Here is a 19850-nt window from a genome sequence, read left to right as displayed (position 1 = left end):
CCAAAAAACTAGTCTATCTTTAGATAACAAGTATATGCTGCCAAAGCTAATTCAATTTTTCACATAGCTAAAAACAAGCGCCTTATATCTATTGAAAGTATTCATCAGTGCCAATAAGATGATTCTGCAACAACTAAAATAAATATTAACCTCAAGGAGAAATATTATGGCGCTTAAACCAGGCCCAAAGCCAATTGCTAAGTCAACCGGTGAACTTGATCAGCGTCGCCGTGATAACAAAGACACGCAGGGAAACAAACCCGACTTGAAACCTAGCAAGTCCTCAAAAAAATAGGTTTTCGCTGGCAGAGGCTACCTTAATGGTAGCTTTCGTCATTGGAGCTTGTAGGGGATGAATGCATAGCCTGTGATTTCGCCTTGGCTGACGATCATTACCCGCTCTATGAGCGCTATAACAACATATTGAATATCATCATTGCTGCATGCCTGAGAGTTAAAATACCCGGGTTTTCTATATAACCTCCAGGCTCGCTGCGGACAATTTTTTCAACTCTAGCGGTGACGAAATTGCCCCTAATTCGCAAAGAAACTGAGAGACCGCTTTTGGGCGATTCTGTTGAAAAAGTCGGCCATGGTTTCCGCGGCAGAAAAATAAGCGCTTGAGATTAAAATCTTTACTTTGTGCAGAGGATTTCGGGCTCAGATTTCGCGTAGCTGCGCGCAAAAAATGCATTTTGAGCAGTCAGTACGAGGGCAGTCTGGAAGTACCGACTTTTTCAACACAATCGGGCGGTTGCTGCCTCTCGCGACAGGCGGCATCGTACAGTATCAGCCGCTCACATCTGACGCCTTTCGGCCAGTAGTTGACCTAGCGTTTCACTGGGTCCATGTCCCCGAATTGGTACCGTACTGTGCCACAGACCGGCATCTCCAGGGTGAGTCAAAACGCTGTAGTGGGGCGTTCAGCCTGCAAGTCAATGACCGACGTGTTGCCAGCCCGTAAAGAACAGCGCATTTACGGCCTTCGCTAGCATGTATGCGCAATCGGGGAACGCACACAACGCGGTTCCGACTAGCGTCAGCATCGTTGCAACGATCATTGTGCCGACCTGTCCTGCCAGCGCGTAGGGAAGTGTAACTTCCTCGTGGTAGCGAATGTTATCGAAGCATAGGCGCATATGCGTTTTCAGCGTGGCAAGCTCAAATGCGGCGCTATCATGCTTATCTTGAAGCGCTCTTAGGTCCTGGCGTAGCGAAGCCAATTCACGGTGCTCCTCGCTAGGGTAATTTCGTATTGCCGTGGTATTGCTGAAGGAGAACGACTTGTTCTCAACGACCGCGGGTGTAGGCACAAAGATTGCGCGCACAGCTTGAATCTTCGCCGTGGCGGCTAAGGCGATGGTGACTAAGCCGGAGAGCACGGCCAGAAACAGGCCAAAACCCAGCATGTAGTTATTTTCGGCGAGTCCGAGCGCCGTAAAGATCGCCGCGACCAGCATTACTATCAGTGCCATCCTTAGAACTGTTTTCATTGACCTCGCCTACGCATTTTTCGGGACGCCAGTATGAGCGGCTCCAAGCGAGGAATCCAGACGACTGAGGCGGAGCGTCAACCTATTGCGGCGTGGCGCACTCCTCAGCCTACTCAGCCGATGCGGGTTATCGCCCGGTCGAGTCCAGACCGTCCTTATTAAGGTTCGTACTCAGTGTGCAAAATTGCACTCTACTTACGCACTCGTTTGCATTTGACCTGACCATTCATTTGCGTTCGATCGGATCACCGATTGCATTGAATTTGACGCAACCCGCGTCTCAAATATAACCGGAAAGAACGACCCGAAGCGGGCGCAGTCGAATGGCTCTATGGGTCGTTAGCAGACGAAATCGAACGGCCGCTTCTGGCCGATTGTGTTGAAAAAGTCGGTACTTCCAGACTGCCCGCGTACTGACTGCTTAAAATGCATTTTTTGCGCGCAGCTACGCGAAATCTGAGCCCGAAATCCTCTGCACAAAATAAAAGATTTCAATCTCAAGCGCTTACTTTTCTGCCGCGGAAACCATGGCCGACTTTTTCAACAGAATCGGCCGAAAGCCCTTCGCGCATATTTGCTTTCGGTAGGGGAGATTTTTTTGACTAGAACAGTCCCCTTGCCAAGAGCTTAGAAGTCGGAATTGTTTACCCGCAGGTAAATCGCCGAGCCGTCGTAATAGTGGTCACAACGCCTCAGCGATCTATCGAGTCCGAAACGTTAGCCACCCGCTCCAGCACCCTCCCGCGCCATCAACTTGTCCACCAACAACACCCCCAGTTCACTCAACTGGTGAATCGCCAACGCCACATCCCGTTGCTTGCCCGTCAGATCATCCGACAGGTCAAGCAACAACGCGGTCACTGAAGAAAAAGTTTCATAGCTATTGGCAATCAGCGTTTCACTGCTGGCATCGTCCGCAACGCTGAATAGCGTTGTCGAAGGCGGGGGAGGTGGCACTGGCGGTTCGGTGCCGGTGTTGAGGTAGTGATCAATCGCACGATGCGCAGCCTGATTCAGTTTCAGGTCGGGACCGGTTGGAGGGTTGGGCGTTATTTTGAACATGGTGCAATTCCTGAGTGGGGCCGCCACCCTTTCGCTACTACACAAGAAGGGTGGCAGCTGTACGCAGGTTAGTAGACCGGGGAATTACACAAAGCCGGCGCACCCGAAGGCGCCCTACGCACAGCCACCATCAGGCACAGATAGGAACGTCTGATAGATGAAGCTCATGCACTAAGTGTAATTGACCCAAGGGCTACTAAACCCGATCACTGAGTTGTCAGCGACCGAGCCACCTTAGAGACGCCCACTCAAGCGCACAAGCCGGCGGATTCTGACGCAACTGTAGGCAATGCGGCAAGGTGCTGAAGTTCGGCGTAGGACACGTCTTAGGCTTTCCTACACGTATTTCAAGGCTGAAAAATTTCTTGTAGTGAGCGAGTAAGCCCGCTCACTACAAAGTGGATTCCATGTACCAGCCTGATCGAACTTCGCGGAAGTCGTGACTTGTGGTTCAGGCAGGATCATCTACACGCCGCCCTCCGACTTACGACCCGTTTCGACAGGGTTTTTCGTCTGACGTAATTCATCGACTGGTAAGTCTGGACCCACCGCTGCATGACTGTCAGAGCTCAGCCGCGACCTTCTCAATCATCTCCCTCGATCCGCTTCAGTACCGTGGCGGTCATGTGGGAAGAGGCGACGATGGCCGGCACCGCAAACATCTGCGGCAGTGTCAGCGCCAGGGTGCGTTGCTTTCCGAGTTGGGCCAATGCCTGATCCACCAATCCGTATCGATCGCCCTCTGGAGAGGCCAGCACATGGGACAGCGCAAGGTAAATGTCTAACTTCGCTCAATCAACGCCGTAGTCAGGGGAAACCCCCTGAGGTTGCGGTCTGATTGATCATTTTTTATGTTAAACATGGGCAATGTTAAATTTTTGGTCTTCATGACCCTTCTAGGGAAGTCCATCAGCGTTGGCGCGGCGCAGCAAAAGCCCTGTCGAAAAGGCTTTCGCTATACCTGCAATCAAACCACGACCTATCAGAGAGCCCGTCCCATGATCGATCTAAGCACTTGGAATCTGACCATCCCGGTCGGCGCGCCTGCCCGAGTCATCGACACGTCGCGCCTGGTGGACGGTTACTCGGATTCGTATTTCCGCTCCGGCAATACGCTGTTTTTCTGGGCGCCGGTGACGGGCGGGACGACATCCAACTCCGAGTTTCCACGTAGCGAACTTCGCGAGACCTACAAGAGCGGTGAACTGCGCAATTGGACGTACCCCGAAGCCGATCACCGGATGACGGCCAGCCTGTCAGTTAACCAGGTGCCGTCGGAAGGCAGGGTAGTGATCGGGCAGATTCATATCTACCAGGGCAATGGCCCGCTGCTGAAGGTCGAGTATGTCTATGACAAGGCCAGGAAGACCGGCAGCGTGATTGCCAACTATCGCCTCAAGCCGGGCAGCACAGACACCAAGGTGGTGGTGGCCGAGGATGTCGAGCTGAACGAGCGGTTCACCTACGAGGTTCGCTTGAGCTCGGCGGGCTATCTGCATGTGAGTTCGCAAGGATATCGGTGGGGCAAGCAACTCAGCAAAAGCTGGCAGAACAAACAGCTGTACTTCAAGGCTGGGGTATACACCTTGGATAACACCGGCTCCAAGACCGAAGGCGGGCAGGTGACGTTCAACAAGCTGGAGGCCAAGCACAGCAAGGGTTGATTGGCATGCTTGACTACACCCTCCTGGACAAGCGGTAACTCGAAATCGATGATGATCGACAACCTGGGCCAGCGCTCGGCTAACCGCAGGCAAATCGCCGAGTCCTCGTAACAATGGTCACTGCGACTCGGCGACCTATCGGGTTCGCGAAACGTTAGCCACCCGCTCCAGCGCCTTCGCGCTCCATCAACTTGTCCACCAGCAACACCCCCAGTTCACTCAATTGGTGAATCGCCAACGCGACATCCCGCTGTTTTCCCGTCAGCTCATCCGACAGGTCAAGCAGCAGCGTGGTCACCGAAGAAAAGGTTTCATAGCTATTGGCAATCAGCGTTTCACTGCTGGCATCGTCCGCAACGCTGAACAGCGTTGTCGAGGGTGGGGGAGGTGGCACTGGCGGTTCGGTGCCGGTGTTGAGGTAGTGGTCAATCGCACGATGCGCCGCCTGATTCAGTTTCAGGTCGGGGCCGTTTGGAGGGTTAGGCGTGACTTTGAACATGTGTGTTGTACCTGTTTTAGGGCCAGCACCTTTTCGCTACTAAACGAAAGGGTGGCGGCTGGACGCAGGTTAGTAGACCGGGGAAACACACAAAGCCGGCGCGCCCGTGGGCGCCCTGCGCACAGCCACCATCAAGCACAGACAAGAACATCTGATTGATGAAGCTCATGCACTTTATGTTGTCACTCGGGCTACTAAACCCGATCACTGAATTGTCAGTGACCGAGCCACCTTAGAGACGCCCACTCAAGCGCACAAGCCAGCGGATTCTGACGCAACTGTAGGCAATGCGGCAAGGTGCTGAAGTTCGGTGTAGGACACGTCTCAGGCTTTCCTACACAGCCTTCACGGCTGAAAATCCCTGTAGTGAGCGGGCTTGCCCCGCGCTGGGCTGCGAAGCAGCCCTAAACCAGGCGACCGGGATTTATCTGGAACACTACGGCGTCTATATTCGGGGCTGCTTCGCAGCCCAGCGCGGGGCAAGCCCGCTCACTACAAAGTGGATTACGGAGGAGGTGACACCAAGGTCACACCACCGCAGTCGCAATCGTCCTGGAACGCCAGGCAAAAGCCAACGCCATCAACAGTCCCAGACCCGCCATTGCCGCTCCTGCCAGGGAAATCGCCGGATAACCCATCCCGGCGTTGATCACCGCTCCGCCCAGCGCGGCGCCAATCGCATTGCCTAAGTTGAAGGCGCCGATGTTCACCGCCGAGGCCAGGTTGGGCGCGTCCTTGGCCGCTTCCATGACGCGCATCTGCAGCGGCGGCACCAGGGCGAAGCTGGCGATGCCCCATATCAGGATGGCAATGGCGGCCGGCAGTGGCCAACGCATCAGTACGGTGAACGCCAGCAAGACGACGATCAACACGCTCAGCGAAACGATCAAGGTGCGATCTATCGAGCGGTCGGCGGCCTTGCCGCCCCACATGTTGCCCAGCGTCAACCCCACGCCGAACAGCACGAGCATGGCGGTGATGTAAGCAGTGGAGGCATGGGTCTCATTGCTGAGGATCGGCGCAATGTAGGTGAAGACGGTAAACATTGCACCCGAGCCGACCACGGTCAGGGCCAACGCGCCCAGTACCGGGCCACGGCCCAGTACTCGAACTTCAGCCAGTACACCGAGGCTTTTGGGCATCTGCAGGTTGGGCAGGGCGAACCACAACGCGGCCATCGTCATCACACCCAGACCGGTAATCCCCCAGAACGCGGTACGCCAGCCGAACAGTTCGCCAAACCAGGCGGCCAGTGGCACACCGCCGATGGTCGCCAGGGTCAGCCCCATGAACATTGCCGCAACCGCCCCGGCACGTTTCTCCGGCGCGACCACGCTGGCCGCGACGATAGAGCCCACGCCAAAGAACGCACCGTGGTTCAGTGAGGTCACCACCCTGGCGACCATGAGGCTGTAGTAATCGGTGGCCAGGGCTGACATCAGGTTACCCAGGGTGAAAATCGCCATGAGCCCGATCAGCAGATAGCGCCGGGGAATCCTGCCGGTGGTCAACGTCATCAGCGGCGCGCCGAGCAGTACGCCCAAGGCGTAAGCACTGACCAACAGACCGGCGGCGGGAATCGAAACGCCCAGATCCGCAGCGATGCCCGGCAACATGCCCATGGGGGCGAACTCGGTCACGCCGATGCCAAAGGCACCGATGGAGAGTGCAACAAGGGGGGGATTGATACGCATGAAAGGCTCCTCATCTGTGCCGTCAATGCTACGATCCAGTCTTTCAACTTAGTAGATGGTATTTTTGGCAATCACCTTTGCGCAGGGAGCACAAGTGGACTTCAACGGCAGGTCAGGTGAAATGGGCGTGTTCGTCACCGTGGCTCAGGAGGGCAGCCTGTCGGCCGCCGCTCGTGCATTGGGGCTCACACCCTCGGCGGTCAGCCGGATCATCGCGCGTACCGAACAACGTCTTGGTACCCGCCTGCTGTTGCGTACCACCCGATCGATTACTTTCACCGCCGAGGGCGAGGCGTTCCTGCGCGGTGCGCGGCGTATCCTGGCCGACATGGCGGAGGTCGAAGAAGCTATCGCCGACCAGGGCGTACCCAGGGGCCGGCTGCGGGTCAGCGCCGCCCTTGGCCATGGGCGGCAGGCCATCGTTCCGTTGGTGGCCGCTTTTAGCGCGCGTTATCCGAACATCGTCGTCGACCTCACCCTCGGCGACGAAGTGGTCGACATCCTCGGCGGGCAGGCCGACGTGGCGGTACGCTTTGGCCATCTACCCGACAGCCCGCTGACCGCGCGCAAGATTGGTGAAATCGGCCAGGTAGTGGTGGCATCACCCGAGTACCTGCAGCGTCACGGCATCCCGCTGGAACCGGAGGACCTGCTGGGGCACAACTGCCTGCGCTTCAACTTCCGGCGGGCTGAACCCAACTGGCCGTTCATCCGCGATGCAAGAGGGTTTTCTCTGAAGGTCAGCGGCAACATCGAATGCAGCAGTGGTGAAGCGTTGGCACAACTCGCGCGCGTAGGGGCCGGCATTGCGCGCATCGGCGAGTTCAGCGTGAGCGAGGATCTGCGGCGCGGCGACCTGGTACCGCTGCTGGAAGCCTGGAACCCCGGCGACCGGGAACCGATCCATGCGGTGTTCGTAGGTGGCCCGGCCATGCCGGCGCGAGTGCGGTTGTTCGTGGACTTCTTGCTGGAACATCACCGGATGTAAGCGGTGGCATCACCTGATGCTGTTCCTTACATGGGCTTTCAGGACACCGCAGACTGTCTTAACCTGCGACTCAACCCAGGCGTGTTACCCGTAACACGCTTGAACGCCCGACTGAACGCCGCCTGAGACGTATAGCCCAAACGCTGCGCCACCTCTTCAATCGGCAGCCTTTCCAGCGTCAGCCACTGGCTGGCAAGCCGCATTCGCACTTCGGTGACGTAGCGCAGCGGGGTCATGCCAATCGTCAGTTGAAAACGCTCCGCAAACACCGAGCGGGACGTATTGCATTGCTCCGCCAATTGCTCGACGGTCCAGTCGCGCCCCGGTTGCTGATGCAGCGCCAGCAGCGCACCTGCCAGGCGCGGATCGCGCAGGGCGGCGACCAGGCCGGAGGCATTGCCGCAGGCGCATTCGACCCAGCCGCGGACGACCATGGCGGCGACCACGTCGGCCAGTCGCGCGAGGATGCCGGCGAAGCCGACGCGCGCGGCGCTGACCTCGCGCTCCATGGTGCTGAGGATAGGCACCAGCCCGGGGTAACGCTGGCCGCCGGCATCAATCAGCATAAGGCCCGGCATCAGTTTGCCAAGGCCATGCAGGCTGCCCAATTCGAATTCCATGCAGCCACTGAACACCAGCGTGGTCGGCGTGGGGCCGGCATCGGTTCCGGTGTCCACCGCGCTGACCGTGTCGCCGAGGGGCTCGCCGTCCAGGAGGTCGATGTCCTGAACAGGTGCGTCCGTATGCGAGAGCAGTTGATGAGCCGCGCCATGGGAGATGAACACGGCGTTGCCGGCTGACAGCGCATAGGTTGTGCCGTCCTCCATGCGCAGCACCGCGTCGCCGACCGCCAGGAAGTGGAACCAGGCATGCCCAGGCTTGGCAGCGAAGCCCAAGCCGAAGGCCGGGCCCGCCTGGATACGCCGGTACTCGACACCGCGCAGGCGCATACCGCGCAACAGCTCGTTGATGAGATCGGAGGAGAGCGCAAATTGATCTGTCGGCATTGTTCAGGTGTTTCAGTCAATAAATCGAGGTTTTCGATCATAGATCATCCAGATCGTCGCGCCTAGACTGCGGGTCGCCATAAAGATTGGGAGATCCGTGCAATGACTGACCTTGTATGCAACGCCGTACCCGACAGCCGTTCTGGCGCCGGGCCGGATGCAGAACCTGCAACCCCCGCGTGGATGGCCGTCTTCTCGCTGGCCATGGGCGTGTTCGGGTTGCTGACCGCCGAGTACCTTCCGGCCAGCTTGTTGACGCCGATGGCGACTGAGCTGGGGGTGTCCGAAGCGCTGGCCGGCCAGGCGGTAACGGTGACCGCCGTGGTGGCGCTGTTTGCCGGCCTGTTGGTGCCGGGCCTGACCCGCAGTATCGATCGCCGCTGGGTGCTGCTGGGGTTTTCCACCTTGATGATCGCCTCCAACCTGCTGGTGGCCATTTCCTCCAGTTTCGCCGTGCTGTTGGTGATGCGTATCTTGCTGGGCATCGCCCTTGGCGGGTTCTGGAGCATGGCGGCGGCGGTGGCGATGCGCTTGGTACCGGGTGCTTTGTTGCCGCGAGCGCTTTCGATCATTTTCAGTGGCATTGCCATCGGGACGGTGGTTGCGGTACCGCTGGGCAGTTTCCTGGGTGGGCTCTATGGCTGGCGCAGCGCGTTCTTTGCCGCGGCGGCGGTAGGCGTGGTGACCTTGGCGTTCCAGTCGTTCACGCTGCCGAGCCTTGCGCCGCGTCGGCCGGCACGCCTGCGTACGGTGCTTGAGGTGTTGCAGCGCCCGGGTATCGCCGTGGGCATGTTGGGTTGTGTGCTGGTGCACAGCGGCCACTTCGCGATGTTCACCTATATTCGGCCATTTCTCGAAGGCACGACCGGCATTGGGCCGCAAGGGCTGTCGCTGATGCTGCTGGGGTTTGGCGTGGCCAACTTTGTCGGCACGCTGGTAGCCGGGTGGCTGCTGCCCCGTCACCCGCTGGCCACCCTGGTGTTGATGCCCGCGCTGGTGGGCGTTGCGGCGCTGGCATTGGTCCTGTTGCCGGCCTCGGTGCCGGGGCAGGCCGTTTTGTTGGCCGTCTGGGGCCTGGCCTTTGGTGGCGTGCCGGTGGCGTGGTCGAACTGGGTCGCCAGCGCGGTCCCTGACCAGGCGGAAAGCGCAGGCGGCATGGTGGTGGCCTCTGTGCAGTCGGCCATCGCCACAGGCGCAGCCGCTGGCGGTGCGATGTTCAGCCTCGGTGGCAGCGCAGGCGTATTCGTCGCGGCGGCCGTGCTGATGCTGCTGGCGGCACTGCTGATTGCGCTGCGTGTGCGGGTCCCTTCCGCCCACGGCGCTGCCCGGGACAGGCCGGCGCTGCACCTTTGATCCAGCTCCCCATGCCGCCTCGATCCCGTCCGTAACCCGGAGATACACCATGAACAATACGACGTCTCACCAAGGACGCCTCAAATCCCTGCGCGCGGCCAGTGTCGGCAATGCGCTTGAGTGGTTCGACTGGACTCTCTACGCAACCTTTTCGGTGTACCTGGCGAGCAATCTGTTCGACAAGACCGATGCCCGCTCGGCCATGCTCGCAACCCTTGCCGTGTTTGCGGTGGGGTTTGTCGCGCGTCCTGTCGGCGGCTGGCTGTTCGGCCGGCTGAGCGACCGATTGGGGCGCCGCACCGTCATGGTGATCACGATGATGCTGCTGGCAATCAGCAGCCTTGGCATCGCGGTAATCCCCGCCTACCAGAGCATTGGTCTGTATGCCTCGGTCGCGCTGCTGTTTTTCCGGCTGATGCAGGGGCTCGCCCATGGCGGCGAGACAGGCGTTTCCTACACCTATGTCGCCGAGATCGCCCCAAGCAAACACCGTGGCTTGTGGTCCAGTTCGGTCTACGTCGGGGTGACGCTCGGCGTGATGGCGGCGACCGCCGTGGCGGCGGCGCTGACCTGGCTGCTGGGCGCGCAGGCCATGGGCGACTATGGCTGGCGGATCGGCTTCGCCATCGGTGGGCTGCTGGGTATCTATGCGCTGTTTTTGCGCCGCGGTGCGCAGGAGTCCCACGTGTTCGTAGAGCAGCAGGGGCTGGCTCGGCCGCCGCGCAAACTTTCCAGGGGCGAAATGCTGCGCGTCGCACGCAATATCGTGATGCTCGCAGCGGCCGCCAATGTCACCTACTACGCCTGGGTCACGTTCGGTGCTTCGACGGCAATTGCCCAGGGCATGGACCCTACGGGCGCCTATGTGGCCAGCCTTTTGGCGCAGGTTCTCTGTGTGTGCTGGTTGCCGATCTGCGGAATGTTGTCCGATCGGGTAGGCCGCCGGCCCATGGTCATCGCCTGGGGCCTGGGCGTGATCGGGCTGACCTATCCCATTTCGATCATGGTGACCACTGAGCCCTACACGCTGTTCCTGGCTCAGGTCCTGGGGCTGGGCGCCTGGTCGTTGATTGCGGCGATCTTCCCCGCCGTGCTCTGCGAGCAGGTGCCAACCCAGGCGCGCGCGCAGGGCGTTGGGTTGGTGTCGTCGGTGTCGGTGGCGATCTTTGGTGGCTCCGCCCCCTATTTGCACAGCTACCTTGGCGGCGCTGACCTTGGCTATCTGTACGTCTGCTATGTCATGGGATTGGGCGTGGTCACCGTGCTGGCAGGTGTGCTTATCGACGAAACGGCGGGCGTCGATCTTGCGCACATCCAGGCGCCCGGCGCCCGGGTGGCTGCAGGCGCACGGTCGTCGATGGCCGCTCAGGACTAATTCAATTGGCGGGTCTATCCGCAGTATCAGCCGACCCAAGGAGTGCAATGTCCATGAACTCAGCAACAAACCTTGAAAACACCGCTGCACGCGGTGAAAGGCCGGGCGCCGGTGTGACGGTCAGCCAGACGTCGGGGCCACGTCAGGCGGCGCGCGAGACCTGGGTCGAAGTCCCTACCGAGTCAGGCCCGGCGGCCGCCTGGTGCTACTCGGATCGCCGCGCCTACAGCCCGGCGGATTCGGTGCGCCTCTATGTGTCTTCGAACCGCTTGCAAGTGAAACTCAGGATCTACCGTGATGGGGCCGTGGCTCGCACGCTGCATGAAACCGGCAGCCTCGCCGCTCGATTTCATCCCGTGCCCGAACGTGCCTATGAGCATGGGTGTGGATGGCCGGTCTTTATGCAATGGTCAATTCCGGCTGATGCCGAGCCAGGTGGCTATGTCGTGGAAGTGCGGGACAGCGCTGACAGCGTGCTCGGGCATCACCTGTTCATCGTCAAGGCGGCGCGCAAGCGTGCCGATGCCTTGGTGCTCGTCGCGGCCACTTCGACCTGGGCCGCTTATAACGACTGGGGCGGCGCCAATCATTACTTCGGTGTTCATCCCGGTACGCCGCGTGGCCGCGCGCCGTTGCTGTCGGCACAACGGCCCTGGGCGCGAGGGCAGGTCTGGCTGCCCGAGGGCGCGCCACGCTCGATCAACGCGACCCGGCAACGCAAGCCTGGGCCGGCGCGTTACGAGTTCATCGAATGGGCCTCGCTCAACGGCTACGCCAAGTACTATGCGCTGGCGGGGTGGGCCTCCTACGAAAGACCGTTCGTGGTCTGGGCCGAACAGCAAGGCTATACGGTCGACATCCTGACCCAGGACGATTTGCACCACGACCCGCATGCGCTCCAGGGCTATCGCTGCGCCGTCTTCGCAGGGCACGACGAGTACTGGACGCGGGAGATGCGCGACCAGGTCGACGCGTTTGTCGAAGGGGGCGGCAATGTTGCGCGCTTCGCCGGCAATTTCATGTGGCAGATTCGTCTGGAGGATGAGGGCCAGCGGCAGGTGGCCTACAAATACGACGCCGGCGCACTGGATCCCATGGCCGCTACCGACCCTCATCGGCTGACCGGCGCGTGGGAAGATCCGAGGGTGGATCACCCAGGCGCGAAGACGTTTGGGGTGAATGCAGTGCGGGGGATCTACGCCGGTTTTGGCGCAATGGCGCCGCGCAACCCTCGTGGGTACACGGTCTTCAGGCACCAGCACTGGGCGTTTGCGGGCACGGGCCTGGGTTACGCCGATATGTTTGGAGACGAAGCCAACATTTTTGGCTATGAGGTGGATGGCCTGGAATACACCTTTGTCGACGGTCTCCCGGAACCGCTCGGCACCGACGGTGCGCCCGTTGGGCTGCAGATTCTCGCCATGGGCTGGGCGACCAACGCCGAGCACGGCCGCGCCGAGGATGCCTATTCATTCATGCTCGGTGATGGCGATGCCCGGTTTCGTGCGTCGATCCTGGCGCCCGACCTTAGTGAGGCCAACATCAGTCTGCATAGCCGCGGTGCTGGCATGGTGGTGCACTTTCAAAAAGGTCGAGGCCAGGTGTTTACCGCCGCCACGTGCGAATGGGTACAGGGGCTTATACAGGCAGACATCTACACCGTAATGATCACGAAAAACGTGCTCGATCGTTTCCTGCGCACGCGGTAGGAGGCGAAATCGCCGGGTTGTTGTGGCGGTGCTCACAACGACTCGGCGAACTAGGGGCCTCAGGGTCTGTCCCTTATTCGCACGCAGGTTCAGCTTGAGCAAACGGGTCGCTCGCCCAACCGTTCTACCAACCTTACAAGATAACCGTCGGGATCCTGGACGATGAATTCGCGCTGGCCTACCTCTACATTTTCAGCCCTGTACCAAGTGTCCTTGCAGGCTCGATAGAGTGGAAAACCCGCCTCATCAAGCTTGCAGATAATGGGGGCAACAGCCTCAACATCTATCTGCAGGTTGATACCCCGTCCAAACGGCTTGACCAATGGCGCAGTCAACCATTGACCCGCGTCCGGATCAATCTGCTCAAGCATGATTTGGGCGCCATCCAAATCCAGATAGGCAAACCCGTCTTCCGGACGTTGATAGGCTATTTTGAAGCCCAGGCAAGAAACCCAAAAAGCCAGGCTGTTATCCAGATGGGTGACCATTAACTCCGGAACCAGTTTGTTACGTTCGAACATAAGATGACGTCCATTTCCCAAGGCTTATTTCAACTACTTTGTCGCGTGGGGCGGCTGTCTGGCACCTTAGTAAAAATCATAATAAAGCGCCCATTCCCCGGTTTTTACGTGCTTCCAGAACATCAGGCTGCCACTGTCGATCACATTCAGGTTGATCTTGGCATCCGATGAAATCTGGAACACAAACTCGAAGCCTTCACCCGGATCCACCCCCGGTTGGCAGAACGAGGGGTAACCGCCGATCTTGTGTTCGTAGGTGTGGGTGACCAGGTCGTAATAGCTTTGTATCGCGCCCGCGCGTTCCAGCTTCACTATCGCTTGCTCAAGGTCCGCCGGAACGCCGCCGCCATCCCACAGCGGATAGTCCTCCAGCACCGCTTGCGCTTTCAGTGGGAACGGCTTTAGAAAAGAACCCTCTACCGGCAGTGCCTTGCGCACCAAGTTGTCATCTGGCCCGTATTCGCGGATGACCCAGTTATCTCCCATCGGCTCGAACTGCTCGGGAAACGGGTTTGAAATAAACACCGTCAGCACACGGACCCCGGCCAACAAGTGGCTGTTGAAGGGCAGGGTGGGCAGATAGAACTGCGCATAGGGAAGCAACGGTTGCCCGGCCTGATTGGTCGGTACATTTTCCTCGGGACGAAACAGAAAGACGCTGCCCAACCAGCTTTCTTCATCGGTACCGGCAGGGCGGAAACCACCGGCGCTGAATTTTACGGCGGGACGGACCAGTTGTTGTTTGATTTGCTGAATGTCCATGGTGATGCTGCCTTCCGTGATTTGTTGACCTACTACTCAGGGGTTGGCTTTCAACCGCCCCAGCACCGCCGTCCGCAGGCAACCCCAGGCGATGAACCCAATAACCAGTACCTCGGCTACACCCATGAGCACATTGAATGAAAAGGCGATCGGTTGCTCAGCCCAGTAGAACGTCGTATACCCCGAGCGAAACCCGTTGATCCGAAGTCGTCCGCTGAGCACCGCGGGCACCAATGCAACAACTTGGGTCAGCTCCAGCACCGCCAGGAAAGCACCCACCAAGGTGAGCAGGGCGCGTAGGGGAATGCCGAGTTGTTCAGTGGGTTCAACCGCAGGCGCGGGACCTTTGGTTTTGCGCAACCTGGCGCTCTTGGCGGGCGACGGGGCAGGTCGATAGGGCGCTGGCTTGCCGGCCGCCGACCCAATGACGACCTCGGTGGGCAGGGCGACGTTCAGGTAGTCGGCCAGCGCCTGCAGCCACGCATCGGTGCGCTTGTTTCCCGGCACCACCGGGACGTTATCGGTGGTCAAGCGCTGCTCGCTGCCGTCGCGCATCACCAGCCATAGCTGGGTGCAGGCGGGCTCGGCCTGTTCGCGGCGGCGCAGTTCGAGGGCGCGTGCCGTGTCGATTCTGAAGACCGACCCGATACGTTCGCGACGCCCGAAGAAGTTTTGCGTGCGCCGCTTGCCTTCACCGTCGGCGCGCGACAACAACAACGACTCGCGCACGCCCATGTACACCATCAGCGCCAGACCCAGGGCAGGCATCAGGAGCAGCGCGAGCACCAGCAGCAGGGTCGACAGTGGGTCCAGGTCCGCCAGTTGTGATTGCCATTCGGTGAGCCAGAATCCGACGCATGCCAAGGGCAGGATGAAGGCAATTGCGCCGACCAGCAGCACGACCATGCTCTGCACTCGGTTGCATGAGTGGATGTGCAGGTCACCGTTGGCGGTGCGTTCGAAGCGGTGCCCAATTAGCATGCCGGGGTCTCTATGCACTGGCTTCAAGGCCGGCGCGCAGGCCGGGGTCGAGGTTGATGCCGCGCAGGATACCCTATGCCGGCCCCGTCGCGATTGCCCTCGATTAGATTGAACACCCGAAAACCCAGGCCGCCTAACCCTGACAGGCCACTTGACTGCATCGCCAGATGCAAGCGGCGTTTACCTGGCTGCGGCTGGCCATGCGAGACAACGCAGGCGCCGACGCAGGCTGCAAAAGGGGGTTTCAATGACCGAGGATTTCGCAGGTTTTTTCACCACGTACACCATTCTGGGCATTTCGCTGGCCAACTGGGCCCTTGCCATTTGCGCCGCTGCGCTCAGTTACTGGCTGGCAAGAACCGCCATCCGTTTTGTTTTTCGCAAGGTCCAGGCCAGGGCAAGTGTCGACAATGGCCATCTGAGTTATATCGCCAGCCAAGTACTGTCGGCGACCAGCACCACATTGCTGCTGTTGGCCTCGATCCTGGTCGGGATTGGTCTGTTGGATTTGCCGGAGCGCTGGCTTGGCCGGGTCAGCAGCCTGTGGTTTGTGGTGGCGGCGTTGCAGATCGGCCTGTGGGCCAACCGCGCCTTGGCGCTTGGGTTGCACCGCTACTTTTCTCGGCACAGCGCCAATGGCACGTTCCAGGCGAGCGCCCTGGCCACCCTGAGCCTGTGGGGCGTCAGGGTGTTGCTATGGGCGGTGATCCTGCTCGCGATGCTGTCGAACCTGGGCGTCAATATCACTGCGTTTGTCGCCAGCCTCGGCGTGGGCGGTATCGCGGTGGCGCTGGCGGTGCAGAACATTCTGGGCGATGTGTTCGCCTCGCTGTCCATTGCGGTCGACAAACCCTTTGAAGTCGGCGACTTCATCGTGGTGGGCACGCTCGCCGGTACGGTTGAGCATGTGGGCCTCAAGACCACGCGCATCCGCAGCTTGGGTGGCGAACAGATAGTCATGGCCAACGCCGATATGATCGGCAGCACCATCCAGAACTACAAGCGGCTGCAGGAGCGGCGGATCGTGTTCGAATTTCGCCTGACCTACGACTGCTCCACCGAGCAGATCCGGCAGGTCACGCAACGGGTGCAGGACATTATCAAAGGTGAAGAACTGGCCAGGTTCGACCGCTGTCATTTCAGGAGTTTTGGTGAGAGCGCGCTGGAGTTCGAGACCGTCTATATCGTTCTGGACGCGAGCTATAACGTCTATATGGATGTGCAGCAACGGATCAACCTGAGCATCATGGAAGCGGTCGCCGAGCTGGGTGCTTGCTTTGCATTCCCGTCGCGCACTGTGCATGTCGCTTCGCTGCCCGAGGCGGCGGCAGTGCCTGCTCGGACGCAGTCTTCAGCGCGCGCCGAGCCTGCATGAAACGGCAGGGTAGGGCGCTCTGATCGGGCGGCCTACCGCGCTTCAGGCTTGCGCTAATACAGTTCAGTTAAGCGCATCTCCTGTGGGAGCGGGCTTGCCCGCGATAGCGGTGGGCCAGTCAACATCATGTTTGCTGGGCTGACGCCTTCGCGAGCAAGCCCGCTCCCACATTTGATCGTCGTTGCTTTGAGCATCGCGTCTGCTTAACCGATCGGCATTAAGGCTTGCGCGTCATCTCCAGGCAAAACATCTTGCGGTACTCAGACGGCGACGTTCCCAGTTGCGCGCCAAAGTGCTGCCTGAGCGACAATGCCGTGCCAAAACCCACTTCTCCCGCGATGCACTCAACTGGCAATTGCGTGGTTTCCAGCAACGCCTGTGCCCGGGCGACGCGCTCAGCGTTCAGCCATTTGGACACGGTGGTCCCGGTGGCTTCCTTGAACCGGCGGGTAAAGGTACGCCGGCTCATCTTTGCGCGTTCGGCCAGGACATCAAGGGACAAGTCGTCGGCCAGGTGCGCGCGCGCCCACGCCAGCACTTCAGACAAATGCGTTTCGCTGGATAAGTGCGGTACCGGATGTTCCACATATTGCGCCTGGCCGCCCTGCCTATGGGGCGGCGTCACCAGCATTTTAGCGGTGCGGTTCGCCACATCGGCCCCCAGTCGCTGGCGCACCAGGTGCAGGCAGCAGTCGATGGCCGCGACGGTGCCCGCGGAGGTAATGATGTTGCCGTCGTCCACATACAGCACTTCCGGGCGGAAGCGAGCCTTGGGGAAACGTCGCGCGAACTCATCGCGAACCGCCCAATGGGTGGTGACTTGCTTGTCGTCCAGCAGGCCCGCGTCGCCCAGCACAAAGGCGCCCAGGCACAAACCTACGATGAGCTTGCCTTGGGCGTTGGCCATTTGCAGCGCGCTCACCAGTTGCGCAGAAGCAACGACTGACTGGTGGCCCCACGCGGGGATGATGATGACGTCGGCTGTGTGCATCAGTTCCAGGCCGAGGTTCACCGACAGGCCGAGGCCTTGGTCACTGCTGACCATGCCCGGCACTTCTGCGCAGTAATCAACCAGGTAGTGAGGCGCATCGGGCGCCGATTGGGCGGTGCCTAACACCATGCCCGGCACGGAGAGATGAAACAGGCTGACGCCGTCAAAAGCGAGCACGGCAACACGTATGGGCGGCATGGGAAAACCTTGGGGGCAGTGAGGAGTGGCGTGGCCCGATTATATCGATATATGTCATCCAGGCCACTGTTGGCTATTCAGGTGTTCGGCAAAAATGAACGCCTCGATACATCAACAGGACCTGACTTATGAAATTCAGCACACTCCCCCTGGCCCTCAGCATTGCCTGTGGCGCAGCCGCTACCCCCGTGTTCGCGGGTTCGAACCTGCCCGATGCTGCCCACGAAGTGGATCTGCAGCAGGTGCGTAACGCCACGGTGAAAATTTCCTACGGCGGTACCACGTTTCTGATCGACCCGATGCTGGCCAAGAAAGGCACCTACCCGGGGTTTGAAAACACCTACCGCAGCCACCTGCGCAATCCGTTGGTGGATTTGCCCGAGTCGCCGGCCGAGGTCATCGCCGGGGTCGATGCGGTCATCGTCACTCACACGCACCTCGACCACTGGGACGATGCCGCGCAACAGGCGCTGCCCAAGGACATCCCATTGTTCGCCCAGCATGAAGAAGACGCGCAGTTGATTCGTTCCCAAGGCTTCAAGAACGTGCGCGTGCTCAAGGACGAAGCGGAGTTCGGCGGCGTCAAAATCACCAAGACCGGCGGGCAACACGGCACCGACGAAATGTACGCGGTGCCGGCGCTGGCCAAGCCGTTGGGCGAAGCCATGGGCGTGGTCTTCCAGGCGCCGGGCTACAAGACGCTCTACCTGGCCGGTGATACGGTATGGCGTAAAGAGGTCGACCAGGCCATCGAGCAATTCCATCCGCAAGTGATCGTGCTCAACGCCGGCAAAGCCATGATGAGCGGCTTCGAAGGCTCGATCATCATGGGCGAGGAAGATGTACTGCGTGCGGCACAGACCGCGAAAGACGCGAAGATTGTGGCGGTGCACATGGACGCCATCAACCATATGTCCCTGACCCGCGAACAACTGCGCAGCTACGTCAAGAAGCAGGGAATTGAGGGGCGGGTGGATATTCCCGAAGACGGCGCTTCATTGGCCTTTTGACCCAAAATCCATGGGACTGTAGTGAGCGGGCTCGTCGAATCGTCGCACCGCCCGCGCCGGGTGGCGAAGCCGCCCCAATGAAGGCGCCACCGAGTTACAGGTAAAACCGAGTCGCCTGATTTGGGGCGGCTTCGCCACCCAGCGCGGGGCAAGCCCGCTCACTACAAGCCTTCGCGCGACCGCTTACCGATTGTTCTTGTCCAGAAACGCCCGAATAACCGGAATGATCTCCTGACCATGCGTCTCCAGTGCAAAGTGCCCGGTGTCATAAAACCGGATATCCGCTTTTGGAAGATCACGCTTCCAAGCCTCGGCCCCGGCCGGCAGGAAGAACGGATCATTCTTGCCCCACACCGCCAGCAACGGCGGTTGGTACTGGCGGAAGTACGCTTGGAACGCCGGGTACATCGCTACGTTCGAGGCGTAGTCCAGCACCAGGTCGAGCTGGATTTCGGCATTGCCGGGCCGGGATATCTGCAAGCCTTCCAGCGTGTAGCCATCGGGCGAGACCGAGCTTTTGTCGGCCACGCCCTCAAGGTATTGCCACTTGATCGAGGCCGGGGTAGGGAAGTCATGCAGGGCTTCACGATTCTGCTGGGTGGGCGCGTGCCAATAACGTTGGATCGGCGCCCAGCCGGCACCCAAGCCTTCTTCATACGCGTTGCCGTTCTGGGAAATGATTGCGGTCACCCGCTCAGGGTGGGCAACGGCCAGGCGCCAGCCCACGGGCGCACCGTAGTCGTGGACCATGAGCGTGTATGTGTTCAGCTTGAGCTGTTCAGTGAACTCACCAATGGTCTTTGCCAGTTGGCTGAAGGTGTAGGCGTATTTGCCGCGCGGCGGAGCTTCGGTGTAGCCGAAGGCCGGCAGGTCCGGCGCGATCACGTGGTAACGGTCGGCGAGTGCAGGCATGAGGTCGCGGAACATGAAGGACGAGCCGGCGAAGCCGTGCAACAGCAGGACGGTCGGCGCGTCCGGGTTGCCTGCCTCACGGTAGAAGACCTTCACGTCGCCGACCTGCGCATGGCGGTAATGCACTTGATTGTCTGCAGCGGACGCACCGCTGATCAGCAGGGAGGCGGTGAGCCCGGCAGCGGCAATGGATTTGGACGAGGTCATGATGGGTTTCCTGTGTAACCGGTTAAGTGGTGGTTTGAAGGTTATGCTT

General features: G+C 60.0%; 18 protein-coding genes. 7 read left to right on the top strand and 11 right to left on the bottom strand.

What is annotated here, in order from left to right:
* Positions 1-935 precede the first annotated feature (935 nt).
* The 3 genes from KVG91_RS03760 to KVG91_RS27785 all read right to left on the bottom strand — a co-directional run bounded on the left by KVG91_RS03760 (position 936) and on the right by KVG91_RS27785 (position 3265).
* Positions 936-1493: a hypothetical protein gene (locus tag KVG91_RS03760; RefSeq protein ID WP_169375977.1), complete on the bottom strand. Its 558-nt coding sequence runs from the start codon at positions 1491-1493 to the stop codon at positions 936-938.
* Between the two features lie 717 nt (positions 1494-2210).
* Positions 2211-2555 (bottom strand): DUF6124 family protein, encoded by a 345-nt coding sequence (locus KVG91_RS03755; protein WP_169375976.1) that lies wholly within the window; start codon positions 2553-2555, stop codon positions 2211-2213.
* A 584-nt stretch (positions 2556-3139) separates the two neighbouring features.
* Positions 3140-3265, bottom strand: coding sequence for a hypothetical protein (locus KVG91_RS27785; RefSeq protein WP_256664824.1), 126 nt, complete (start codon positions 3263-3265; stop codon positions 3140-3142).
* Between the two features lie 288 nt (positions 3266-3553).
* On the opposite strand from KVG91_RS27785, the gene KVG91_RS03750 reads away from it, so the two are divergent.
* On the top strand, positions 3554-4219 hold the full coding sequence (locus tag KVG91_RS03750; protein ID WP_169375975.1) for a polysaccharide lyase family 7 protein: 666 nt from the start codon (positions 3554-3556) through the stop codon (positions 4217-4219).
* A 154-nt stretch (positions 4220-4373) separates the two neighbouring features.
* On the opposite strand, the gene KVG91_RS03745 is transcribed toward KVG91_RS03750, so the two are convergent.
* Together KVG91_RS03745 and KVG91_RS03740 are read right to left on the bottom strand one after the other, a co-directional pair.
* The gene (locus KVG91_RS03745) at positions 4374-4718 is read right to left on the bottom strand and encodes a DUF6124 family protein (protein ID WP_169375974.1); all 345 of its coding nucleotides are present in this window, start codon (positions 4716-4718) and stop codon (positions 4374-4376) included.
* A gap of 527 nt (positions 4719-5245) precedes the next feature.
* Positions 5246-6412 carry an MFS transporter gene (locus KVG91_RS03740; protein ID WP_169375973.1) on the bottom strand — a complete coding sequence of 389 codons (1167 nt, stop codon included), beginning with the start codon at positions 6410-6412 and terminating at the stop codon, positions 5246-5248.
* Between the two features lie 94 nt (positions 6413-6506).
* Here KVG91_RS03740 and KVG91_RS03735 point away from each other — a divergent pair, with 94 nt between their 5' ends.
* Entirely contained in the window at positions 6507-7400 is an 894-nt protein-coding gene (locus tag KVG91_RS03735) for a LysR family transcriptional regulator (RefSeq protein WP_169375972.1), read from the top strand.
* 38 nt (positions 7401-7438) lie between these two features.
* Here KVG91_RS03735 and KVG91_RS03730 read toward each other — a convergent pair whose 3' ends face one another.
* Entirely contained in the window at positions 7439-8407 is a 969-nt protein-coding gene (locus tag KVG91_RS03730) for an AraC family transcriptional regulator (RefSeq protein ID WP_169375971.1), read from the bottom strand.
* Positions 8408-8509: 102 nt separating this feature from the next.
* Here KVG91_RS03730 and KVG91_RS03725 point away from each other — a divergent pair, with 102 nt between their 5' ends.
* The 3 genes from KVG91_RS03725 to KVG91_RS03715 are packed head-to-tail and all read left to right on the top strand — an operon-like array spanning position 8510 to position 12844.
* On the top strand, positions 8510-9760 hold the full coding sequence (locus KVG91_RS03725; RefSeq protein WP_169375970.1) for an MFS transporter: 1251 nt from the start codon (positions 8510-8512) through the stop codon (positions 9758-9760).
* 49 nt (positions 9761-9809) lie between these two features.
* The gene (locus KVG91_RS03720; protein WP_169375969.1) at positions 9810-11135 is read left to right on the top strand and encodes an MFS transporter; all 1326 of its coding nucleotides are present in this window, start codon (positions 9810-9812) and stop codon (positions 11133-11135) included.
* Positions 11136-11188: 53 nt separating this feature from the next.
* Entirely contained in the window at positions 11189-12844 is a 1656-nt protein-coding gene (locus KVG91_RS03715) for a N,N-dimethylformamidase beta subunit family domain-containing protein (RefSeq protein WP_169375968.1), read from the top strand.
* Between the two features lie 89 nt (positions 12845-12933).
* Here KVG91_RS03715 and KVG91_RS03710 read toward each other — a convergent pair whose 3' ends face one another.
* The 3 genes from KVG91_RS03710 to KVG91_RS03700 all read right to left on the bottom strand — a co-directional run bounded on the left by KVG91_RS03710 (position 12934) and on the right by KVG91_RS03700 (position 15108).
* Positions 12934-13365 carry a bleomycin resistance protein gene (locus KVG91_RS03710; RefSeq protein WP_169375967.1) on the bottom strand — a complete coding sequence of 144 codons (432 nt, stop codon included), beginning with the start codon at positions 13363-13365 and terminating at the stop codon, positions 12934-12936.
* A 66-nt stretch (positions 13366-13431) separates the two neighbouring features.
* On the bottom strand, positions 13432-14127 hold the full coding sequence (locus KVG91_RS03705; RefSeq protein WP_169375966.1) for a DUF1963 domain-containing protein: 696 nt from the start codon (positions 14125-14127) through the stop codon (positions 13432-13434).
* A gap of 36 nt (positions 14128-14163) precedes the next feature.
* Positions 14164-15108, bottom strand: a complete 945-nt coding sequence (locus KVG91_RS03700) for a hypothetical protein (RefSeq protein WP_169375965.1) — start codon at positions 15106-15108, stop codon at positions 14164-14166.
* Between the two features lie 247 nt (positions 15109-15355).
* Between KVG91_RS03700 and KVG91_RS03695 the strand changes: the two genes are divergently transcribed.
* A complete protein-coding gene (locus KVG91_RS03695; protein ID WP_169375964.1) occupies positions 15356-16483 on the top strand; it encodes a mechanosensitive ion channel family protein in 1128 nt (375 codons plus the stop codon).
* Between the two features lie 217 nt (positions 16484-16700).
* Here KVG91_RS03695 and KVG91_RS03690 read toward each other — a convergent pair whose 3' ends face one another.
* A complete protein-coding gene (locus KVG91_RS03690) occupies positions 16701-17672 on the bottom strand; it encodes a GlxA family transcriptional regulator (RefSeq protein ID WP_169375963.1) in 972 nt (323 codons plus the stop codon).
* A gap of 128 nt (positions 17673-17800) precedes the next feature.
* On the opposite strand from KVG91_RS03690, the gene KVG91_RS03685 reads away from it, so the two are divergent.
* Positions 17801-18682: an MBL fold metallo-hydrolase gene (locus KVG91_RS03685; RefSeq protein ID WP_169375962.1), complete on the top strand. Its 882-nt coding sequence runs from the start codon at positions 17801-17803 to the stop codon at positions 18680-18682.
* A gap of 183 nt (positions 18683-18865) precedes the next feature.
* On the opposite strand, the gene KVG91_RS03680 is transcribed toward KVG91_RS03685, so the two are convergent.
* Positions 18866-19801, bottom strand: a complete 936-nt coding sequence (locus KVG91_RS03680) for an alpha/beta fold hydrolase (protein WP_169375961.1) — start codon at positions 19799-19801, stop codon at positions 18866-18868.
* Positions 19802-19850 lie beyond the last annotated feature (49 nt).

The sequence above is a fragment of the Pseudomonas azadiae genome (genome assembly GCF_019145355.1).
Classification (GTDB): Bacteria; Pseudomonadota; Gammaproteobacteria; order Pseudomonadales; family Pseudomonadaceae; genus Aquipseudomonas; species Aquipseudomonas azadiae.
Note: the sequence above shows the minus strand (reverse complement) of the source record. Positions and strands in the feature narration are given on the sequence as shown.